A 22,450-nucleotide genomic window follows, 5' to 3' on the forward strand; every position below is an offset into this window, starting at 1 on the left:
GCATACTACTTCGGGCCATGCATTGTTGTATTTATTGAGAATCGTCTGTTTCCAATTGCATCCATGGGTACCCAGTTCAGCTTGCTATGCTGGATATTTCAAATAAAACCGCTATTTTTATATTCCGGTGATCAAGATATGGAATTTACGCAAGAAATCCTTAATTTTTTGAAGCAATGGTACTGGGTACCGGTTGTTTTCCTTTATTTAGGAATTCTCAGTACGATCTTAATTGAGAATAGAAATCCTACAAAAACTCTATCTTGGATCTTAGTCATTATTTTTCTACCTGTTATAGGTTTACTGATTTATTACTTTTTCGGACAGAAATTTAATAAGGTCAGGCGTCTCAAGCGTGAGAACGAAATACAAATGATACGCTTGAAAAAAGAGTGGGAACGCCTAGAGCCCTATATGGACGAAAGTATCGCCTATATTAGTAATAAAATAGGAACCCTTGCGAGGGTATTTACGTTTTTGAAAAACGAACGCGTGTCATCACCCACGACCGGAAATAGTGTGAAACTACTGATCAATGGTGAAGAAAAATTTCCTGATTTTTTACAATCCTTACGAGAGGCCCGACACTCTATCCACTTAGAATATTATATTTTTGAAGTGGATAGTATTGGAAAGGAAGTTCTACATCTTTTGGAAGAGAAAGCCCGAGAAGGAATTTTCGTGCGTTTGTTGGTCGATAGTTTTGGCTCGCCGGCATTGGTAAGGCATCTGTCGCGTAAAAAAGATTTAGGCTTTGAATACCACCGTTTTCTACCTGTAACTTTTACCTCGATGGGGAGTAGTAATTATCGAAACCATCGCAAGATAGCTATCGTCGATGGAAAAATAGGGTATATTGGAGGAATCAATATTTCAGACCGTTATATCAACGATCCATCCAATAATAATTCTATTTTTTGGCGTGATACATCCTTGAGAATAGAAGGGCCTGCCGTTACGATGCTGCAAATTGGTTTTTGGAATTCTTGGAATGCAGCCGACGGGACGCCTTTTCAATTAGAAGAGGGGTACTTGCTCCACCGTTTGTCTGCTGTTGAAAAGAAAGGAAGTTCGGCGGTTTCTTTTGTGGAAAGTGATCCCGGTTCACGTGGTCCTTTTAATATGGAGGCTATTCTCGTAGGGTTGGGAGAGGCAGACAGAAAAATCCAACTTGTAACACCTTACTATGTGCCCAGCGATGAATTATCGACAGCTTTAAAAATAGCTGCCGCCTCTGGTTTGGAAGTTGAACTGATGTTGCCCCAGAAATCAGACTCGTTCATTGTGCAACATGCTAGCCTTTCGTTTATCAAACCGCTTTTAGAACGAGGAGTAAAGGTCTATTTTTATAAAAAAGGCTTTATCCATGCAAAAACCATTAATATTGATGGTAAGCTTTCCTATATTGGCACTGTTAATTTAGATACGCGTAGTTTTTATATCAATTACGAAATAGCGGCTGTTGTCTCTGATATTACGGTTTGCAAGCAATTGGAACAACAATTTGAACGTGATAAGGAAGACTGTGAGCGTATGACATTGGTTGAGTGGAAAAAGAGGAACGTGTGGAAACGTGGTCTTGATTCTGTATGTCGCTTGCTCGCTCCTTTGTTATAAGGTGTTAAACCGAAACGGAAATATACGTTTTCGGAAAAAAATAAATATCTTTAACTCCGCGAAAAAACTGTATATTAATGAAGAAGCTTTTTATTTTCTTATTTGTTATTTTTTCTATACTTGAATGGAGAATGGGGGTTGCCCAACAGCTACCCGCTATACCTATCAACACGGTAGTGGAGCGAGTACAAAAATACTTTGGTGTTTACCCTGTGGAGAAAGTGCATTTACATTTTGATAAGCCGTACTATGCTGTAGGAGACACGTTGTGGTTCAAAACGTATCTACAGCATAATTTGTTTGAATATAGCCCCAGCAAGATTGTTTACGTAGAGATGTTAACTAGCAAAGACTCCTTGATCCAGACGTTGCGCATCCCGCTTAGTGGCAATAGTGGAAAAGGACAGTTGGTCTTGGATCCGCAATTCATCGGCCAGGATAATTATCGTTTTCGGGCGTATACAAAATGGATGGCGAACTTTGATAATAGTTATTTCTACAATAAGATTGTACCGATTGGAGACGCCATTAATAAAAAGTTAGGGGCTGAAATTATATATACACCAGATGGTAGCAATAAGACAAAGGCCACTATCCAATTTAGAAACAGAGAGGGTAACTTATTAGGACGCCGAAAACTTACATGGGAAGCTATTGATGGCTGGGACCCGTTTAGTAAAGGAAAAGGTGAGACAGACGATATGGGGCGTGTGACTATTAATCTCACGATAAAAGACAAAGAGTATTTGAAAAAGGGGAGGCTTAATGTGACGGTGGACGGAGACAAACTAGAACCAGATTTGGTGGGGAGCTATTCGTTACGACATGCATTATGGGATGCCGATGTACAGTTTTTTCCGGAAGGTGGTGACCTCTTGGCTGGCGTGATGAAAAAACTGGCATTTAAGGCCGTAAGTTCTACAGGTAGGGGCTTGAAAATTCAAGGTAAGATCATCGATAGTAAAAAGAAAGAAGTTGCGTCTTTTAGTGATATTCAATTTGGTATGGGAGCAATTGATTTTATGCCCGTGGCGGGTGAAAGTTACAAGGCGACGGTGTCTTTCGAAAATGGAGAACAACGGACATATGATCTACCTGAAGTTAAGGCAGAAGGGATCAACGTCATCCTGCATAGCGAAGATGATACTTCTTTGCAGATGGGATTGGTAGCAAATGATGGTTTTTACCAAAAAATGGCCAATCAGCCATTTTATGTTTTAGGCCAATCGAATGGGCATTTGGTGTATGCTGCACAGGCGACATTAAAAAATTCCTCTGTATTGATTAACCTGCCCAAGGATAAGCTTCCAAACGGTATCGTGCAACTATCGATTATGCAGCCGGACGGAAAACTGCTGAGTGAACGTCTGGTGTTCAATCAGTCTCAACCCTTGTTGAATATCGATGTGAAAACAGATAAAGCAGCATATGCCAAGAAAGAGGGAGTGAAATTGACGCTGCATGTACCCGTTACGGACTCATTAAAAAGTAATTATTCCGTTTCGGTGATTGACGACATTAAAACACCCTATAACGATGATCAGGAGTTGGGAATTTTGAGCAATTATTTATTGACCTCTGATCTTAAGGGTTATGTGGAACAACCGAATTATTATTTTAATGAAGAAAATAAAAATAGAAAGGACGTCTTAAATGCGTTGTTAATGACGCAGGGGTTCCGAAGATTTTCGTATGATGATTTAATTGCCGAAAAATTTCCTCAAGTCCAGTTTATGCCCGAACAGGGGATTACGCTTTCGGGAATATTACGATTGAATACGGGACGTCCTCAACCTAATGGAGGGCTGTTGTTGTCCATTCCATCGAGAAATATACGGAAGGATGCTTATACAGATAATCAAGGAAGATTTGCGTTTGAGAACTTGGTGTTTCCCGATTCTTCCAAAGTAACTATAAATGCACGGGGTAACGATAACTTTAGAAATTTGGTCATTAACATGGATCAAACGTATTTCCCTGGAATAGACCAAGGAAACCCTTATGCAAGCGATCAAGTGCAAAATATTGATCAAGAAATGAAAGCTTACTTAAATAATAGTAAGAATGAATATAGAACTTCGATTTTGATTGATGAAGTCCAGGTTACAGGCGTTCAACGGAAAATGGTTACGAGTAAAGAATTCTCGTCGCTATCCGGGCTATCCATGCCGGAACATCGTATAGAAGGAGAACGTCTTTCAGGTTGTAATGTGTTGACCATGTGTTTAACAACCATGTTGACGGGCATAACTTACGACAATCAAACGCTAAAATACCATATTACAAGAAATTATAACCAAGGGAGTCGAGTACCAGTTCAGTTTTTCTTAGATGGAATGCCGATTGACGAACCCGCTTTGAATTCTATTATTCCGTCAGACATTGAAGCCATTGAGATTTTTTTACGAGATGAATTGGGAACGGTAAGTAGGGTTTATCAAAACGATGGCGTCGTTTCGATTATGACGAAAAAGAAAGATCAAAGTAAGCAACCTCGAATGTCGCTGGCCGAAATTGAAAGTATGTTGCCGAAGACAAATGTAATTGATATGGTGCCTCTCGGCTATGTAAAAGAAAGACAATTCTACGCACCAAAATACGATACGCCGGATAGTAAAAATACAAATGATTACCGGACAACTATCTATTGGAATCCGGATGTGGTTTTAGACGACGAAGGGAAAGCTGTGTTAGATTTTTACAATGGTGACGGTAACGGTAGATATAAGGTAGTTGTCGAGGGGCAAGATGAGACAGGTAACGCTGGACGAGCGGTATATTATTATAATGTGAAATAATTTTGTTAGAATGAATAGAAGACGGCAATGGGATTCCATTGCCGCTTATGCAATAATAACTTGTATTCCTGCCTCTTCCAAAAAAATCACGTATTCTTTGGGAACTTTATTGTCTGTAATGACGTAATCCACATCTTCGATATTGCAGATTTTACCTATTCCCCGCTTTCCGAATTTTGTGCTGTCGGCCACTATGACGACAACCTGGGAGGTGTTGATCATTTTTTGGTTAATATTCGCTTCAGTGAGGTTGCTGATAGAGAAACCGAAGTTTAAATCAATGCCATCTACTCCAATGAAGATTAGCGCGCTTGATAGGGATTCCAGTATGTATTCTGCATAAAAGCCGGCGACAGAAGAAGAATTTTTGCGAATGACGCCGCCAAGTTGTAACACCTCGATATTCGGGCGATCACAAAGTTCTAAGCTCACCTTTATCGCGGGCGTTATAACCGTTAGGGGGGTGGAGGGATGAAGGTGCTGTGTTATGCAATAAGCCGTTGTCCCTGATCCGATGATGATCGAATCGTTTGAACCAATAAGTTTAACAGCAGCGCGTGCGATATTATTCTTTTGGTCTGCATTAATCGTTGCTTTTTCTTGAATTGGTCGATCGCTAGAGTAAGGGTTGTTGATAGAGGCGCCTCCCCTAGTAATGTAAAGCAATCCTTTTTCTTCCAAAACTTTTAAATCTTTACGAATAGTTACACCTGAAACATCCGTGAGTTCCGTCAACTCATTAATGGTGGCACGACCATGTGTATTGATATGGTTTATGATAAATCCATGCCGATCTGTAATATTTTTCATGTCCATCGTTACGCTCATTTAAAAAAGTGCTCCATTGCCCATAATCTTATTAAAATCAAAAGTAAGACTTTGAAGTGAAATTAAAGATAATGTTAATTTTTTAATATTATATAGTTAAAAAATATTTTATTTCATTTTTATTTTGTTTAATAATCTTTTATTTAGTTATATTTGAGTTGTATTTATGTAAGAATACCGTTATAAATCTTTTCTTGATGACACAGAACCAAAATCTATTAAACAAAGCAGGGCTGCCTAGCCATTTAGGGTGGGGCTATCTGGGTATTTTAATTTTCATGATGGGAGATGGGGTAGAGCAAGGTTGGTTAAGCCCTTATCTTATCGAACACGGAATGAACATTCAACAGTCCGCTTCGCTCTTTACCGTATATGGTATTACGATAGCTATTTCATCCTGGTTTTCGGGCGTTATGGCGGAGAGTTATGGGCCGCGTAAAGCGATGCTTATGGGCTTACTCCTTTATATTATTGGAACCCTCGGGTTTGTCGGTATCGGGATGGCAAAACTGGATTATGGAGCGATGTTGTTTTTCTATGCTATCCGTGGTTTTGGATATCCACTCTTTGCCTATTCATTTATGGTATGGGTTACGTACCGTACTCCACAACATATGTTGGGAAGAGCAGTTGGCTGGTTTTGGTTTGTTTTCACGGGAGGATTGAATGTACTTGGGGCTTATTATTCCAGTTGGGCAATAGGGCGTCTAGGCTATGAAAACACGTTATGGAGTTCGATATTCTGGGTTTTAGTAGGTGCATTTTTCGCGTTAGTACTCAATAAAGACAAATTCGAAACAAAGGCTTCCCAAGGATCGAAATGGAGAGAATTGGCCAATGGACTTACCATTGTAAAAAAGGAACCTAAGGTATTACTGGGTGGGATTGTGCGTGTGATCAATACAACAGCACAGTTTGCTTTTCCTGTATTTCTTCCTTTGTATATGGCAGAACATGGCTTTACAACAAAAGAATGGCTGCAAATATGGGGAACGATTTTCACAAGTAACATCATCTTCAATTTGATTTTTGGCTTTGTTGGTGATCGGATGGGTTGGCAAAACACTATTATGTGGTTTGGCGGTGTGGGGTGTGCGATCACTACTGTTTTGTTCTACTATGCACCGGTATGGTTTGACGGAAGCTATTGGGCGGTTATGGCAGCAGGTGTAGCATGGGGTGCGTTGTTAGCTGGATATGTACCTCTATCGGCTTTGGTGCCTTCATTGGTGAAGGAAGACAAAGGCGCAGCTATGGCTATTTTGAATTTAGGAGCAGGACTCCCTGTATTTGTTGGACCTGCACTGGTTGGTATTCTGATCGGTATGATTGGTAGTGCAGGTGTCGTCTGGGTATTGGCGGGGCTTTATTTGTTGAGCGCTATCTTAACCAAGTTTATCACTATAGATAAGGCTAAGGCCGCTGAATGGAAAGAAGCAAAGGAAATAGTATCAGAATAACAAGATTAAACACGAGCATATAATGATGAAAGTATTACTGACTGCGCCTTATGAGAATGAGAAAGCGCTTCGAGAATTAGAGGGGTTATTTGATGAAATCATCTATAGGTCATGGAAGCCTCACGGGCGGGCATATAATCCAACGGAATTAAAAGTTTTATTAGCAGAAACAAAAGCGGACGCGTTAATATCCGAGCACGACGAGATTACAGCAGATGTTTTGCGTGCAAACCCGCATTTAAAATTTGTGGGTATCTGTCGAGGTACACCATCCAATATTGATTTAACTGTTGCTACCGAGTTGGGAATTCCGGTTTTCCATACACCGGCAAGAAATGCACAAGCGGTAGCAGAAATGTTTATTGCGAATGTGATTACGCTTATTCGGAATACAATGCCTGCTATTCATTGGTTGGAAGGCAAGAACTGGGGAGAAGGGGCACATACTTCCTATCTCCAATTTAAAGGAAATGAGTTAGCAGGGAAAAAAGTCGGAATGGTAGGATTTGGAGCAGTAGGGCAATATACAGCACGGATGTTGTCGAGCTTTCCAACGGAGATTTTGTATTATGATCCTTATTATGAGGATCCCAATCCAACGTATAAAAAGGTCGAATTAGAAGAGTTGTTTTCTGTATGTGATATAGTAGGGATTCATTTGCCGGTTACCACGGAAACGAAAGGTATGATAGATAAAAAATATCTTTCCTTATTAAAGAAAGATGCCATTTTTGTGAATACCGCTCGTGCTACTGTAGTAAATCGGGAAGACCTCTTGGCGTCGTTGGAAACGGGACAGATTCGTGGAGCTGTATTGGATGTATTTTACCATGAGCCTCCCGATGAGATAGATTACAAGATGATTCACCACAAAAATGTATTGGCAACGCCACATATTGCGGGAGCGACCTATGAGGTGGAAGATCACCACGCTTTTATTATGAACAACAACTTGCGGGCATTTTTTCATGAGGGTGATAAAACTATCAAACAACTTGTAAATAAAGCGGTTTTGGAAAAACAAACAACAAACTGATTATGGTAGAAAAAGAAGCGTATTTAATCGTCGATATTGGTACGGGTAATGCCAGGGTGGGTGTAGCAACGCCAGCAGGCGACATACTGGCTATAAAAAGAGAAAACGTACAGTACCATGCTGATGCTAATTATGAGGAATCTATTTATTTTAATCCGGACGTGTTGTGGCAGCAGATATTAAAATTGGCAGCAGAGGCGTTGTCGGATGCAGGAGAAGTCTTTATTAAAGCCGTTACAGCCACCAGTCAGCGCGAGGGAATTGTTGTGGTCGACAGTGAGGGATTGTCCCTTTTGGGTATGCCCAATATTGATCATCGCGGTCGCAAGTGGGAGAAAGAGCTGACCCAAAAGGATCTGGTTTACCAACTTTCAGGACGTTATCCGACATCCCTATTTTCCGTATATAAATTGATAGGTCTTCGTAATATATATCCTGATTTGTTTGAAAAGATGACCTGTTTTATGAGCATTAGTGATTGGATACAGTTTAAGTTTTCAGGCATTACTAGTTACGAACATTCACAGGCGTCCGAAACATTGTTGTATGATGTTGAGCAGAAAAAGTGGTCTACAGAACTCATTAGGTTGTTTGATATTCCCGATGGTATTTTCCCGACATTGAAACAATCCGGAACGGTATTGGGTAAAGTACTTTCGGACGTCGCTCAGGTACTGCACATCTCGACAGAAGCTGCTGTTGTAGTAGGTGGTGGAGATACGCAGTTGGCCATACGCAGCATGGAGCCATCAACAAATGATGTTGTTATCGTCTCGGGGACGACTACACCAATTATTAAAATGGTTGCACAGTATGTTAAAGATAGCAACCAACGTACGTGGACAAGTAGGCACATTGACGAATCACATTTTATTTTGGAAGCTAATGCCGGTGTTACGGGCTTGAACTATCAACGTTTAAAAGAGATCTTTTATCCGAATGAAGGTTATGATGTCATCGAACGGGAATTGGACAACACGAGTTATTCCCAGTGTGTAGCGTCTTTGGGGTCGTTGATTGCTGATGAAGATGAACCACTGACGAAGGGCGGATTTATTTTTAATGCGCCGGTCTCACACCAGCTTACACGTGGGAGTTTCGTGTTTTCTATTTTATGGGATATTGCCTGTTCTATTTATGAGAACTACAAATTTCTGTGTGATGTTTCGCAACATAAGGAAAGCTATATTTGGGCATGTGGCGGTGGGATAGAAAGTAGAAAGCTACGACAGTTTTTGGCGAACTTACTTGGCAAAAGCATTCGAATTCGAGAAACTTATCGGCAGGCATCTGTTTTGGGTGGTGTTTTCGTCTGTAATAATGCCCTCGGAATAAATAATACAACACCCGTGTTGCTGGATGAAACATTTCCGGAAAGCCATGAACAATTTGAACAGCTATATCTAGAGTGGAAGAATGCCCGTAAAACCTTTAAACAACTCTTATCCTAATATGCGAATATACTTTATAGGAATAGATATTGGAACACAGGGGGCAAGGGTCATTCTTGTTGATCAGCGGGGAATATCAATAGCTTCTGCGTCTCGTTCTTTTGTGTTAGATAATCGCGCACGAGAAGAGCAGTCGCCCGCTGTATGGTGGAATGCTTGTGTAGAGCTTCTTGATGAGATATTGAATGGATTAGCGGCAGATTTTGATAAATCAGCTATACAAGCTGTATCCGTTACTTCGACGTCTGGTACGGTTATCCCTTTGGACGTATATAACCAGCCGCTTCATCATGCTATTATGTATAGCGATGGACGGTCTGCTGAACAAGGAAAACGTATTCAGAAAACAGCCTTACGACACGTGAAAGACGGTTATACCGGATTTAATGCCTCTAGCGGTATCAGTAAAATGCTTTGGTTTATGGAAAATTATCCCCAACAGAGAGACGGTATTGCCCTGTGGGTTCACGCATCGGATTATATAGTAGGCAAATTATCTAGTGTGTATAACACAACGGATTATACGAATGCATTGAAATCGGGTTATGATGTAGCTGATTTAAAATGGCCGACGTATATAATTGATGAACTGGGATTGAAAAAAGAATGGCTGCAAATAGTGGTTCCGTCGGGTACGGTGGTTGGACAGTTACAGGAAGATTTAGCTATCCGCTGGGGACTAAAAGAAATAGAAGTGGTCGTCGGGATGACAGACGGTTGCGCAAGCCAGGTGGCATCTGGTGCGGTTAAACCGGGTGATTGGAATACGACTATCGGCACTACGTTGGTCATTAAAGGTGTAACACGAAATCAAGTAATCGACCCTTTGGGCCGGTTATATAGCCATCGACACCCCGAAGGGTATTGGATGCCGGGCGGAGCAAGCAATACGGGTGCAGATTGGATTACCATTGATTTTTCATCGGACATATTACAATGGAACCAAGCGGCGGAGAAACTAATACCTACGGGTAAGATCGCTTGGCCCTTACTTCAGGAAGGCGAGCGCTATCCGTTATCGGCACCACAAGCACGAGCGATTGTGCCGGAACAAATATCGAAATCCGAATTATATGCTGCGAATCTGGAAGGCGTAGCATGTATAGAACGGCTTGCCTATGAAAGTATTGAAGAACTCTCCGGCGAAAAAATTGCTGCGGTGTATACCGCGGGGGGGGGCAGCAATAGCGAGGTGTGGTTAAAGATAAGGGCAGCGGTATTGAACGTGCCTATCTATAAATGTAAAGCTGCAAGCGGTGCATTAGGTGCTGCAATTATGGCCGCTTCTAAAACCTATTACTCATCTGTCACAGAAGCTGCTTCATATATGACCGCAATCGAAAAAGCGATTTTTCCCGAGATAAAATTGAGGGCTAAATATGAAGCACAATATCAACAATTCAAAGAAAAACTCAAGGCACTTAATTATTTATAAAAATGGTTACAATTTGTTTGCTTAGACATGGTGAAACGTCATTTAACGCCGATGGCAATAGGTATTGTGGACGGACAGATGTCGAACTCACTGAAAAGGGGGTTTCTCAGGCAAAAAGAATGTATGAGTTGCTAGAAGCATACGACTTTGATGCAATTTATTCTTCCCCGTTGCAAAGAGCTAAAAAAACAGCCGAGATTGCTTCCGGTGGTGTTAAAAAAGTATTGCTAGACGATCGTTTGATAGAGGTTGATTTTGGGGAATGGGAAGGGATGCGTCCGGAAGAATTTCAGGCAAAAGATCCCGAATCTTGGGACAATTGGCTAGCGGCGCCCGAACGTTTTCCAGCGGGAAGAACTGGAGAAACCGCTATGCAGGTGATCTCTAGACTGCAATCCTTCTATGACGATTTGATAGCGAGATATAGTGGCAAAACCATTTTGGTTGTTGGACATAACGGGGTGAACCGACTGTTTTTAGCAAGTCAATTGGGGATGCCATTAAAAAACTACAGACGACTGGTTCAAGAGAATTCAGCGCTTACGTTACTCACCTTAACGCATCATCGAGGTTGTCAATTGCTAAAGTTAAATGCCTAAATAAATAGATTTATCCATTACAAATTTATACAGATGAAAACAATTCTACACGCTATTGCATTTTGTTGCGCAGGCATGTTAACCGTCGCCTCTGTGACGGCACAAAAGCTTCATAAACTAAATTTTAACAATTTGGAGGAGATGTACGCATACTTTGCATATGCGCCCGGTAAAAAGATTATTAGCGGGCATCGTGGGACAATGGAGGAAGGGCTTCCTGAAAATTCCATTGTGGCGATGAAAGAGGTGTTGAAACATACGCCCGCTATTTTTGAGATCGATCCACGTTTGTCCAAAGACGGTGTGCCGGTTATGGTGCATGATGCAACCTTAGACCGCACGACGACCGGGACAGGGAAAGTTGCTGATTATACTTGGAAAGAACTTAAAAAATTACGGTTGAAAGACCATCAGGGTAATCCCACTAAATATCGTATCAACACGTTAGACGAAATGATTAAGTGGGCGAAAGGAAAGACCATCCTTAACCTAGATAAAAAAGACCTGCCTTTGGAGGTAACAGGTGAAATAATCCGGAAGCATAATGCTTATAAATGGGTATGGGTTACGGTACATAATGTCGAACAGGCGAGGTTTTACCTGGACAAAAATCCCAACCAATACCTATCCATGCACATAAAAGATAAAAACGCCCTGGAGGAGTTTAAAGCGTCTGGATTACCCTATGACCGGATGATTGTTTACATCGGACCTGAAATAAAAGTAGTCAACCAAGCGATGTATGATTTCTTTAAATCCAAAGGCGTGATGTGCATGATATCGACTGCGCCAACGTATGATAAGTTGCCAACCAAAGAGGAGCGGGCAAAGAAATATCGCGCTGTATTTGCTGATGGTGCCACGATATTAGAGTCCGATTTACCTATTGAGGTGAGTGAGGCGATAAACTAAAATTATTTATACAGCATTGTTATGAAAAAAATTATAATAGCGTATGTCTTAACCGTTATGGTTTTGCTGCCCTTTCATTCTTGTAATAAGCCAAGTCAAGAAGTTGGAAAAGATGTTCTTGATCTAACATTCGGGGAAAACAGCACCAAGATGAATACGGGAGAGAAATATCTCATTAAGTTTTCAACAGGAGAGACGAAAGTCTCCTCACTGAGTTTAACGTGGACATCGTCCGATGAACAGGTTGCAATCGTCACGAATGCTGGAGAGGTGAATGCCGTTGGACCGGGAAGAGCATCAATAAAAGCAATTTATCAATCTGTAGAAGCGCTGTGCGAAGTAGAGGTAAAAGATACAAATTATGATCGCCCATTAAACCCAAAATCTTTGTCTCAACCTTTTTCAGATCCGATGGCGTATAGTATCGACGTGCCATTGATTGCTCCTTTTCGTGTGATGCAATCTTTTGATTTTGATAAATCTGGAAATATCTATTACAGTCAGATTGGTGTTGCAGGAGGATTTGAGCCAGGCCGAACCAAAGCACATGAGGTCTATATCATCAAAAGTCAACCTAACCTGACAGGGAAAACAGATTACATGACGTTGAAATATTTTGGCCATGGGGGCAATATTGCGATTGAGGAAGACGACAACGGCGAACTGTATGTCTGGGTGGGCAGTAATGCGACTAAGTACGCTTCGGGAGAATATTGGGATGAGCAATCCGTTTCACGCATACCCTATCGATCAGGACAAATACATAATGGTTATGCGGGTGAGTCCTACTTTCTGAATAATGGTTTACTTAGAATCCAAGCCGCGGTGGATAGGAAAAGCGATTTGCTGTGTATTAACGCTACGCAAGGAGGCGAAAGACATTTTTATACTTATAAATTGAGTGAAGCGGAATCATTGAATCCAAAGAATTTTACATTTTCTGTTAAAGTCGGGGGAGAGGAAGTGGGCGGTGTAGAACAGATTATTTCCAGAACGGTTAACGGACGAGACTTAAGTGAGCTAACTCCTTTGGGTAGTTTTTCTGTTCCGGCTGGCAGTAACAAAGCTGTTGATGTTAATTCCTTTCCTTTCCAAGGGTACGATATAGACGGAAGTCGTCACGTTTATTTTTTTGAAGGAAATTGGACAGAAACTAGCGGTTCTGTTGGTCAATCTCAGGCGTATGTAACTGTTTTCGATCTTCAAGGAAACATCGTATACCCACGCACCAGGGTGGCAGCGCTATCTGATATAAATAGATTGATGCAAACAGGTGTCACCAATAGTAGTGGATATATGGAAGCAGAGGGAATAAAAATAAGAGGCAATCAGTTATATCTAGGATTTGCCTCCTACCAAGAAACTGAAAATTACCGAAGAGCAAATATCTTTAAATATGATGGAGCACGTGAGTGAAATACACCTCTTTTTACACCTAAAATTACTTTATTAAATAAAGCATAAGTTATGAATACAATAACAGATCTAACTAAAAAAAGAGCACTACTATTGATGTTCTGTTTTTGCTTGGCTGGCGGACATTTATCGGCTCGTCATAGTCTGACTAACGCCACGGTATCTTCTATATATCAAGACGGCGATATTCGAGGCAAAGTAACAGATGAAACAGGTCGTCCAATTTCCGGAGTAACGGTCTCTGTTCAAGGGGCTTCAAAGGAGGTGACGACTGATGCGGGGGGAAATTACCGATTAGATGACGTTCCGCAGAATGCCGTTTTGGTATTTACGTACGTTGGATTCAGGCAACAACAGATTGCGATTGACAACCGTAATATAGTAGACATCCAATTGACATCGTCTTCGACAGAATTAGACCAAGTCGTCGTTGTAGGGTATGGTACCGAAAAACAGGAGAACATTACAGGGTCAATCGCGACAATCAATATGGAGGACAATGAAGGGAGACCCTTAACCAATGTGAGTAACGCTTTGTATGGAACATCTGGACTTTATGTAAATCTGAATACAAGCCAGCCTGGAGTTGACCGAGCTATGATTCGGATACGTGGTATAGGAACATTAAATAATAACAATCCATTGGTCCTAGTGGACGGTATCGAATATCCAATGGACGAAGTTAACCCGAATGATATCGCCAGCATTTCTGTTTTGAAAGATGCATCCGCAGCCATATACGGCTCGAAAGCGGCTAATGGCGTGATTCTAATTACGACCAAAAGAGGTAAGGGTAAATCAAAAATAGATTATGGGTATTATCACGGTATCCAGCAGGCTACGATGATGTTGGATTTGGTATGGGATCCTATTGTCTATATGAAGGCATTGAACCAAGCAGAGTTTAATGAGGGCAAGGCAAGCCAAACATTTTCAGAACAAGATATAGGTGGGTATCAGTTGGGGATGACGCTGGATCCTTATACTTATCCGGCGAATAACTGGTATGATATTGCGTTTAAAAATGGTATCATGAACAAACATGATTTGAGCGCATCGGGGAGCTCTGAGAAATACAACTACAGATTTTCGGTTGGATACCTAGACAGGGATGGAGTTATTTTTGGTCCTGGAAATCAGGAAAAAAGGTATTCATTAGGATTGAATACATCCGCGAAGGTAACAGAGCGATTGACTGTTGATCTGTCTATGCATGGATATTTTCGGAATTATACGGAACCCGCCTATGGTATCGGGGAATTTATGAGTTTGGTAAATCGTGCTTTGCCGCTTCAAAATGATCTTTTGGCAGATGGGAACTATGGATATCCTTTCCTTCGTATTCCGGGTAGAAATAACTGGGAACATCCCCGTATGCTTGCCCATGAAGGTTCACAAGAAAAACGTGTAGTAAGATATTTGACTACACTTCAGGCAAAATATGAGTTACCTTTTGGTTTGTCCTATACAGTAAAGTTCGGAGCCGATAAATATGACGGATTGTTGGAGCGGTTTGTTCCGGTCATGTATAAACTCGATGCCAAAACAGGGGAACGTCAGAACTATAACAGTCCAGCAACTGCGCCTAGATCGTATAGTTATGATGATAATCAAACCAACGTGCATATATACAATACGTTAGACTATAAGAAGACCTTTGGGGACCATGATATTGGCGCAATGCTAGGCTCGCAATATGATTACTATGAGGATATTGCCACCGGCGCACAAATGCAAGGATACGCTGACGATATTTTAACCGATCTTAATGCGGGGACAGTGCTTGCTGAAATCACCGGCAGAACGACGCAGGAAGCCATTATCTCTTATTTTGGTAGGGTCAATTATAATTTTAAGAATCGGTATTTATTGGAAGGGATATTTAGATATGATGGATCTTCTCGTTTTGCACCCGGATACCGGTGGGGTTTTTTCCCCGGAGTATCGGCTGGATGGAAAATAGATCAAGAGCCATTTTTTGAAAATATAAATTTTGTTGACCAATTGAAATTAAGAGCCTCGGTAGGACAGGTGGGTAATCAGGCCGTACCGTTATATAGTTATCAAAATATGGTAACATTGGGACACGATTACAGTTTTGGTGGAAGAAACGGTGTGCTGACTTCCGGGGCCGCCGCAACAGCTGCAAACGACCCAACGATTTCTTGGGAAACCACAACAAATTATAATGCGGGACTAGATTTGTTGATTTTTAATAATAAACTTAGTTTCACCGCAGACGTCTATAAGCGGCTAACCAGTGGAATATTGAGGAGGGTTAGCCTTCCTTCTCAAGTCGGTAATCTATCTGGACCACAGCAAAATGTGGGTACTGTAAGTAATGCAGGGGTTGAACTCAGCTTAGGGTATCGGGATGTCCTGGAGAACGGCTTGGGGTATAGCGTATTTGGAAATGTTTCCTATAATAAAAATAAGGTGGTGGACTTAAAAGGGGAGATTATATATGGACATGACACCAACTTGCCTACGATAACGAAGGAAGGCTATCCGATTAATGCATTCTATGTATTGAATGTGGAAGGAATATTCCAAAGTGACGAAGAAGTGGAACAAAGTGCATTTCAGAGTGGCGATACCAGAGCAGGATATCTAAAATATGAAGATGTAAATAAAGATGGTATCATAAATGGAGATGACCGCGTGATTCAGAACTATTCTTCTATAATGCCAAAATACAACTATTCTTTTGGTTTTAACCTCGATTATAAAGGCGTTACATTAATGGCACAGTTTCAGGGCGTTTCGGGAATAAAAACAGCGCCATTAAATAGACCGGCGACACCCTTGAATAATGGAGCTAACCTTACCTGGGATTGGATAAATGACAGTTGGACACCCGAGCGACCTAACGCATCGTTGCCCATTCTGACGGAAGCAAATTATAGCGATAATTTTAGATTTTCTACTTTCTTACTGAAAGACGCCTCCTATCTCCGATTAAAAACATTGCAATTGCGTTATGCTATTCCCGAAAGGATTCTTTCCAAAGTGAAGATAAACGCGTTAAGCGTATACGTTAATGCAGAAAATTGGTTGACATTTACACCGTTTAAATTGGGCGATCCAGAATCGATGTATAATGCTGTTGGTCTGAGCCATTATCCAATGTTAAGAACGTTGAGTATGGGCCTAAATTTCACCTTTTAGGTAGTCTGTAAATGATATAAACAATGAAAGTTATGAAAAATATATATTTATCTTTTTTGCTCTCCATTTTACTTCTTTTTGTAGGAGGAGGATGTAGTGATAGTATGTTAGATTTTCAGCCGAAAGATCGATATACGGAGGGAAACTTTTGGGTGACGGAGAGCTCTGCCGACCGCTATTTAACGTCCTGTTATGCTGCATTACGAACATCAGGTTTGTATGGAGGTGATGCTACACCTTTATTTGAAGAGACAGCGTCACCAAACGCGTATAACAACAGTAACACCAGTTCTTGGAATTCCATAGCTGTCGGACTTCAATCTGGAAGTACCGGCGGAATTATTGCAGGACGATGGTCTCATGCCTATGGTGGAATTGGTCGCTGTAATACGCTAATTCAACGAATTGAAGAAGTGCCTATGGAGGAAAGTGTAAAACAACGTATGATAGGTGAAGCGTTATTTCTACGTGCATTGTTTTACTTTAATTTGACAGCCTATTGGGGAGATGTTCCGTTAATATTGGATCCCCCAAACCCAGCAACCCAATCAAATTTGCCAAGGGATCCCATGGAAACAGTGATTCGACAGATACGGGAAGATTTGGACCGTGCAGCAGCTATTCTTCCTCTTCATTATGGATCCAATGATATCGGAAGAGCAACAAAAGGAGCGGCAAAAGCTTTAAAGGCGAAGGTCCTGTTATTTGAAGCAAGTCCGTTGTTTAATCCGACAAACGATCAGCAGAAATGGAAAAATGCGGCTGATGCAGCAGCAGAGGTAATCGATATGGCTAATGAAACCGGGTATGGTCTTTATCGCGATTATCGTGGCCTCTTTTTACCGGATAACGAAAATAATGAGGAGGTAATTTTTGACGTGCAGTTTATTTTCCCATTTCTGGGAAATTCTTTTGACCTTATTAATAGACAGTATAATACGAATGCGCCTACACTGAGTCTCGTAAATGCATATGAAATGAAAAACGGATTGCCAATATTAGACCCGGCATCAGGATATGACCCTAATAATCCTTATGCCAATCGAGATCCTCGGTTAGAAGCTACTATAGTATATCCAGGTTCTCGTTATATGGGAGAAATAGTTTCAAATACGCGTTTCGCAATCACGGGGTTTGGATTAAAAAAATATGGTATTTATACGGAAGATAAGCCAGACGATGCCTTAGCTGATTTGAAGGCGGGACAATCCTATACTAATTATATTGTCCTACGGTATGCCGATGTTTTATTAATGTATGCTGAAGCAAAAAATGAATTTTCTGGTCCGGATGAATCTGTATACAACGCGATTGATGCTGTTCGTCGTCGTGTCGATATGCCTGATATACCAAGAGGGTTGAATCAAGAGGAAGTAAGGGGGATTATTCAACGAGAGCGACGTATTGAATTTGCAGGAGAAGGGTATTACTATAATGATGTAAGGCGTTGGAAGATTGCGGAGACGGTTATGAATACGGGCGTTTATACATGGGATAATAAAATAATCGAGCAACGAAGCTTTAACCCACAACGGGATTACTGGTGGCCCATTACCGATGTAGAGCGGGATTTGAATCCTATTTTGGGACAAAATCCGAATTATTAATGAGATACAGTATATGTATTTTTATTTTAAAATATTATGGAAAATATAATTTATATATGTAGACGCTGGTCAGCCTATTTTTTACTTATAGTCACCCTATTGACTACCGTTTCGTGTGAAAAAGAAAACGACTCTTTTGCGTTTGACGAGGAGATTAACGTAGCCATTAAAGAGCTAAAAGAATTCTATAAGAGAGAAGATCTAATTCTAAATGGCGAACAGCACTTTAAGAAGATTTTTATTACGGGGATAATTGTGTCATCTGCTTCTTCTGGAAACCTTCCTATAGAAAAAGGAATAGTTATACAGGAAGAGCGGATTGGTATCAATGTGTTGCTCGATGATAATGCTTTATTCAAACTTGGTGATTCTGTTCGCGTAAATATAGAAGCAGGAACACTTACAGCTATCCGTAAGAATATTACGGTTACAGGCATAAAATCTTCGGACGTTGAAGTATTGAAAGAGAACGTCTCCATAGTACCTAGGACGGCAGTGGTAGCGGAACTGAATGCAAATTTTGCAGATTATGCGGGTTCACTTGTTAAAGTTGTCGGTGCTGAAATCCTTGGTCATCAAGCTAACGATACTTTTCAAGGGGATAAAGAATTAGATGATGGCACTGGTGGAAAAATACAATTGCATACGAATGGATCTGCTTCTTTTGCTAACGAAGAGATACCGTCGTTTGGTACTTTCACAGGTATCGTACAATACGCTTCTAATGGTTCGACCATACAATTATGGATGCGTGATTATAACGATTTAGAGGAATATAACCCATCTCCGTATCCGGCAGGCTTTCCGGAAGTGTTCAATACCAGTTTGGTCAAAGACGCTTATGCAAAGGCAAACCTAGATTTAGCTTCGGGTAATTGGACTTTTGATGGTGCGACATTGGTTACTAAAACTGATTTACGTCCTATTAATGTCGATGGAACAAAAGGCGTGCAGTTCAACCAACGCAATGAAGTACCCTTATATTTACAAATGAACTTTGATGTTTATCGAGGAGCCTCGAAGGTGACTATTTCGCACGGTTCTTACGGTACCGATCCAGGATGCTCTTGGCGACTGGAATATTCGACTGATGGTGGTGTAACTTGGAGCCAAATGGGTAATGATGTCATTGCAAATAACAAAATGCCTAAAATAGCCGAATTCGATATGGATATCAAAGGTCAAGTGCGTTTTCGGATCCATAAGTTGGCATTAGGGGCCGATAACAACGGTCGTCTCAATATGGACGATTTTACAATCTATAATAATTAACGTAATTAGTTTAGCAATTTTTAAGACGTGAATTCAGAACGTTAACAGCAACTTCTCTCTTTAAACCTAAGAGGGAAGTTGTTGTTTTTATCTGTTATTCCACCTCCTTTATTTCAATACGAACTGCGTATGAACGGGGCCGCACTCCTCGTCCATATTTGATCGCATAATGTTTGGTAAATTCGGCGCCGAAGTACAAAATAGCGGCGGAGTAATACACGAAACTCAGCAAGATTATAATTGAACCGGCTGCCCCAAATGAACTTGCGGTAACATTCGAGGACAGATACCAGGAAATAAGCGATTTCCCTAAAAGAAAAAGCAATGTAGTAAAGACCGCACCCCATAGCACATCCCGAAAACGCGTCTTTGCGTCGGGAAGAAAGGCAAAAACACACGCAAATAAGGTCGCAATAATTAAAAAAGAAACACCCGTATTAATAAGCTTAATCAGCTGGAGGTTGATGCTTGGGATATATTCACTCAAAAAATCACCCACCTTGCCCATCAGCAATCCAATTACACTGCTGAGAATAAGAGAAACCATAAGGAGAAATCCCAGACCGAGAATCATGGAAAAAGAAAGAAGGCGGTCAATAATAATTTTCAGCCAGCCTTTTTTAGGTTTGACTTTAATATGCCAGATTTCGTTGATGGAATTTTGTATATCTACAAAAATAGTTGTGGAAGAAAAAACGAGCACGCCAATACCGATATAAAGACCAATGCTGTTTTTACTCTCTAGAGATATTTTTTTGATCGCATTATCCAACATATTAGTGATGTCTGGTCCGAATAGTTGATTAAGCTCCGTCATAATTTCATCGCGTGCACCCGTAGGAGAATCCATCTGGTTGCCATAAAAAAAACCTAATGCCCAAATTAATATTAAAATCAGGGGTCCGATGGAGAATACGGTATAATATGCTAACGAAGCACTTTTTTTAAGACATTTATCGTTAAGAAAGCTATTGATAGTATCCAGTAATAATTGCCCGAATCCTTTCAACTTCTGCCATAGTGTTTCTTTTTCCATGAAAACAGTGTATATTTCTATTCTTCGTATAGCCGGTTGATGATCTCTTCTGTGTTTTTTAGAATAACTTTTCGTTTTAGACTCAGCTTAGGCGTCAGTTCACCATCGTCTATAGTCCATTCTTTGGAAAGAAGCTCAAATTTTTTTACTTTTTCCCATTGTCCGAAGCCTGCATTTAAGCGATCAATCTCTCGCTGATATTTCTCGATAACCTGTGCGTCTTTGACTACTTCTTCTTTGGAAACAAAAGGTATGCCCTTGTGTTTACACCAATTTTCTAATTCCTCGAAAGCAGGAACTATGAGTGCTGCTGGAAAACGCTGGTTTTCACCAATAACCATGACCTGCGCTATTAAGATAGACTCCATCAGTTTGTTCTCTAGTGCCTGCGGTGCGACGTATTTGCCTCCAGCAGTTTTAAACATCTCTTTCTTCCGGTCGGTAATTTTGAGGAAACCATCGGATGTAATCTCGCCGATATCACCTGTATGAAAGTAGCCTTCTTCGTCGATTACCTCTCGGGTGGCTTCTTCATTTTTATAGTATCCAGGACTAATGCTTGGTCCTTTAACAAGAATCTCTCCATCATTCGCAATTTTTACGTCTAGATTTTTCAACACTCGCCCTACAGTGCCAAATTTAACATCCGTATCAACATGTGAATTGACCGCTATAACGGGGGATGTTTCCGTTAGCCCATATCCTTCTAAGACCTTAATGTTCGCAGCCCAAAAAACGCGACCTAAACGTTCTTGGAGCGCGGCACCGCCGGATACGATTAAATTAATATTGCCACCGAGAGCGTCTCGCCATTTAGAGAAAATAAGTTTTCGTGCAATGGCCAATTTGGCGTTATAGAAGAAGCCATTTTTTTTGGGTTCTTGGTATTGATGCCCTAGTTCTACAGCCCAGAAAAAAAGAGTCTTTTTTAGGCCAGTCAACGCTTTCCCTTTTTCGATTATTTTATCGTATACTTTCTCTAAGACCCGGGGCACGGTCGTGAAAATCTGCGGTTTTACATCATTGATATCGGCGACGATATTATCCAAATTCTCCGCATAATAGATTTGGATACCTTTTGAGAGGTAGATATAGACAACCATTCGTTCGAAAATATGACAGAGCGGCAGAAAACTTATAGCTTTATTCGTGTCTTTTGGAACCAGATGCTGACAGGCTTCTACATTGCTGAGAATATTTTTGTGAGTAAGGAGTACTCCTTTAGGTTTTCCGGTGGTACCTGAAGTGTATATCAGGGTGAGCAAATCATCACTTTGAACTGCATCTCGATACGGTTGTAGGTCGATGTCCTGCCGCGAACCGGACTCTATCAATTCTTGGTAGCGTGGTTCGTCTGCTACAGCATCAAATGTATAAATTTCCACGGATAATTGCTGATCTTGTATAGCTTGTTCTGCTTTATGGGTCAATTCCGCATTACTTGTAAAGAGTAATTTTACTTCGGCGTTGTTGAGAATGTACGAGAGATCGTGAGCCGCTAACGTAGGATACAAGGGAACAGTAACAATACCCAGTTGGTTACAAGCAAAGTCTACGATATTCCATTCAGGTCGGTTGCCGGACATCAAAGCGATCTTATCGCCCTTTTTTAATCCTTTGGATAGGAGGGCTTTACTCAAATTGTCGCTAAGCTCAGTAAAACGATCGAGCGAGTAAGGTTGCCACTCTCCATCCTTTTTGCCTGCAACCATACAGGTGTTGGCGCTTGCCGAAGTATATCTATCCAGAACATCAAACAATCTATTTAACTGACTCATATAGTGTTTCCGTTAAGAGGTTCACAATCTGTTTTTT

At 40.9% G+C, this 22,450-nt stretch carries 15 protein-coding genes; 12 read left to right on the forward strand and 3 right to left on the reverse strand.

The window, feature by feature from the left end; all coding sequences use genetic code 11:
• The first annotated feature begins 138 nt into the window (after positions 1-138).
• Both cls and H8B17_RS12335 read left to right on the forward strand, forming a co-directional pair.
• Positions 139-1,617 (forward strand): cardiolipin synthase, encoded by a 1,479-nt coding sequence (cls, locus tag H8B17_RS12330; protein WP_190309536.1) that lies wholly within the window; start codon positions 139-141, stop codon positions 1,615-1,617.
• Positions 1,618-1,694: 77 nt separating this feature from the next.
• Positions 1,695-4,415 (forward strand): carboxypeptidase-like regulatory domain-containing protein, encoded by a 2,721-nt coding sequence (locus tag H8B17_RS12335; RefSeq protein ID WP_190309537.1) that lies wholly within the window; start codon positions 1,695-1,697, stop codon positions 4,413-4,415.
• A gap of 45 nt (positions 4,416-4,460) precedes the next feature.
• Here the strand turns inward: H8B17_RS12335 and H8B17_RS12340 are convergent, their stop codons facing one another.
• Complete coding sequence (locus H8B17_RS12340; RefSeq protein ID WP_317171028.1) at positions 4,461-5,231, reverse strand: DeoR/GlpR family DNA-binding transcription regulator; 771 nt, start codon at positions 5,229-5,231, stop codon at positions 4,461-4,463.
• A gap of 209 nt (positions 5,232-5,440) precedes the next feature.
• Here H8B17_RS12340 and H8B17_RS12345 point away from each other — a divergent pair, with 209 nt between their 5' ends.
• Genes H8B17_RS12345 through H8B17_RS12390 form a run of 10 tightly spaced genes read left to right on the forward strand, consistent with a single transcriptional unit; the run spans position 5,441 to position 19,599 of the window.
• Entirely contained in the window at positions 5,441-6,703 is a 1,263-nt protein-coding gene (locus H8B17_RS12345) for an MFS transporter (protein ID WP_190309538.1), read from the forward strand.
• A 22-nt stretch (positions 6,704-6,725) separates the two neighbouring features.
• On the forward strand, positions 6,726-7,739 hold the full coding sequence (locus tag H8B17_RS12350; RefSeq protein WP_223816543.1) for an NAD(P)-dependent oxidoreductase: 1,014 nt from the start codon (positions 6,726-6,728) through the stop codon (positions 7,737-7,739).
• Positions 7,740-7,741: 2 nt separating this feature from the next.
• On the forward strand, positions 7,742-9,190 hold the full coding sequence (locus tag H8B17_RS12355; RefSeq protein ID WP_190309539.1) for an FGGY-family carbohydrate kinase: 1,449 nt from the start codon (positions 7,742-7,744) through the stop codon (positions 9,188-9,190).
• 1 nt (position 9,191) lies between these two features.
• Complete coding sequence (locus H8B17_RS12360; protein WP_190309540.1) at positions 9,192-10,625, forward strand: FGGY-family carbohydrate kinase; 1,434 nt, start codon at positions 9,192-9,194, stop codon at positions 10,623-10,625.
• A gap of 2 nt (positions 10,626-10,627) precedes the next feature.
• Entirely contained in the window at positions 10,628-11,224 is a 597-nt protein-coding gene (locus H8B17_RS12365; RefSeq protein ID WP_190309541.1) for a histidine phosphatase family protein, read from the forward strand.
• A 33-nt stretch (positions 11,225-11,257) separates the two neighbouring features.
• Complete coding sequence (locus H8B17_RS12370; protein ID WP_190309542.1) at positions 11,258-12,136, forward strand: glycerophosphodiester phosphodiesterase family protein; 879 nt, start codon at positions 11,258-11,260, stop codon at positions 12,134-12,136.
• Positions 12,137-12,157: 21 nt separating this feature from the next.
• Positions 12,158-13,552: an Ig-like domain-containing protein gene (locus H8B17_RS12375; protein WP_190309543.1), complete on the forward strand. Its 1,395-nt coding sequence runs from the start codon at positions 12,158-12,160 to the stop codon at positions 13,550-13,552.
• 51 nt (positions 13,553-13,603) lie between these two features.
• The gene (locus tag H8B17_RS12380; protein WP_190309544.1) at positions 13,604-16,720 is read left to right on the forward strand and encodes a SusC/RagA family TonB-linked outer membrane protein; all 3,117 of its coding nucleotides are present in this window, start codon (positions 13,604-13,606) and stop codon (positions 16,718-16,720) included.
• A gap of 32 nt (positions 16,721-16,752) precedes the next feature.
• A complete protein-coding gene (locus tag H8B17_RS12385; protein ID WP_223816544.1) occupies positions 16,753-18,327 on the forward strand; it encodes a RagB/SusD family nutrient uptake outer membrane protein in 1,575 nt (524 codons plus the stop codon).
• Between the two features lie 36 nt (positions 18,328-18,363).
• Entirely contained in the window at positions 18,364-19,599 is a 1,236-nt protein-coding gene (locus H8B17_RS12390; protein ID WP_190309546.1) for a DUF5689 domain-containing protein, read from the forward strand.
• A 94-nt stretch (positions 19,600-19,693) separates the two neighbouring features.
• On the opposite strand, the gene H8B17_RS12395 is transcribed toward H8B17_RS12390, so the two are convergent.
• Together H8B17_RS12395 and H8B17_RS12400 are read right to left on the reverse strand one after the other, a co-directional pair.
• Positions 19,694-20,635, reverse strand: a complete 942-nt coding sequence (locus tag H8B17_RS12395; protein WP_190309547.1) for a YihY/virulence factor BrkB family protein — start codon at positions 20,633-20,635, stop codon at positions 19,694-19,696.
• 17 nt (positions 20,636-20,652) lie between these two features.
• Positions 20,653-22,413 carry an AMP-dependent synthetase/ligase gene (locus H8B17_RS12400; RefSeq protein WP_190309548.1) on the reverse strand — a complete coding sequence of 587 codons (1,761 nt, stop codon included), beginning with the start codon at positions 22,411-22,413 and terminating at the stop codon, positions 20,653-20,655.
• Positions 22,414-22,450 lie beyond the last annotated feature (37 nt).

The sequence above is a fragment of the Sphingobacterium arenae genome, assembly GCF_014692505.1.
Lineage (GTDB): Bacteria > Bacteroidota > Bacteroidia > Sphingobacteriales > Sphingobacteriaceae > Sphingobacterium > Sphingobacterium arenae.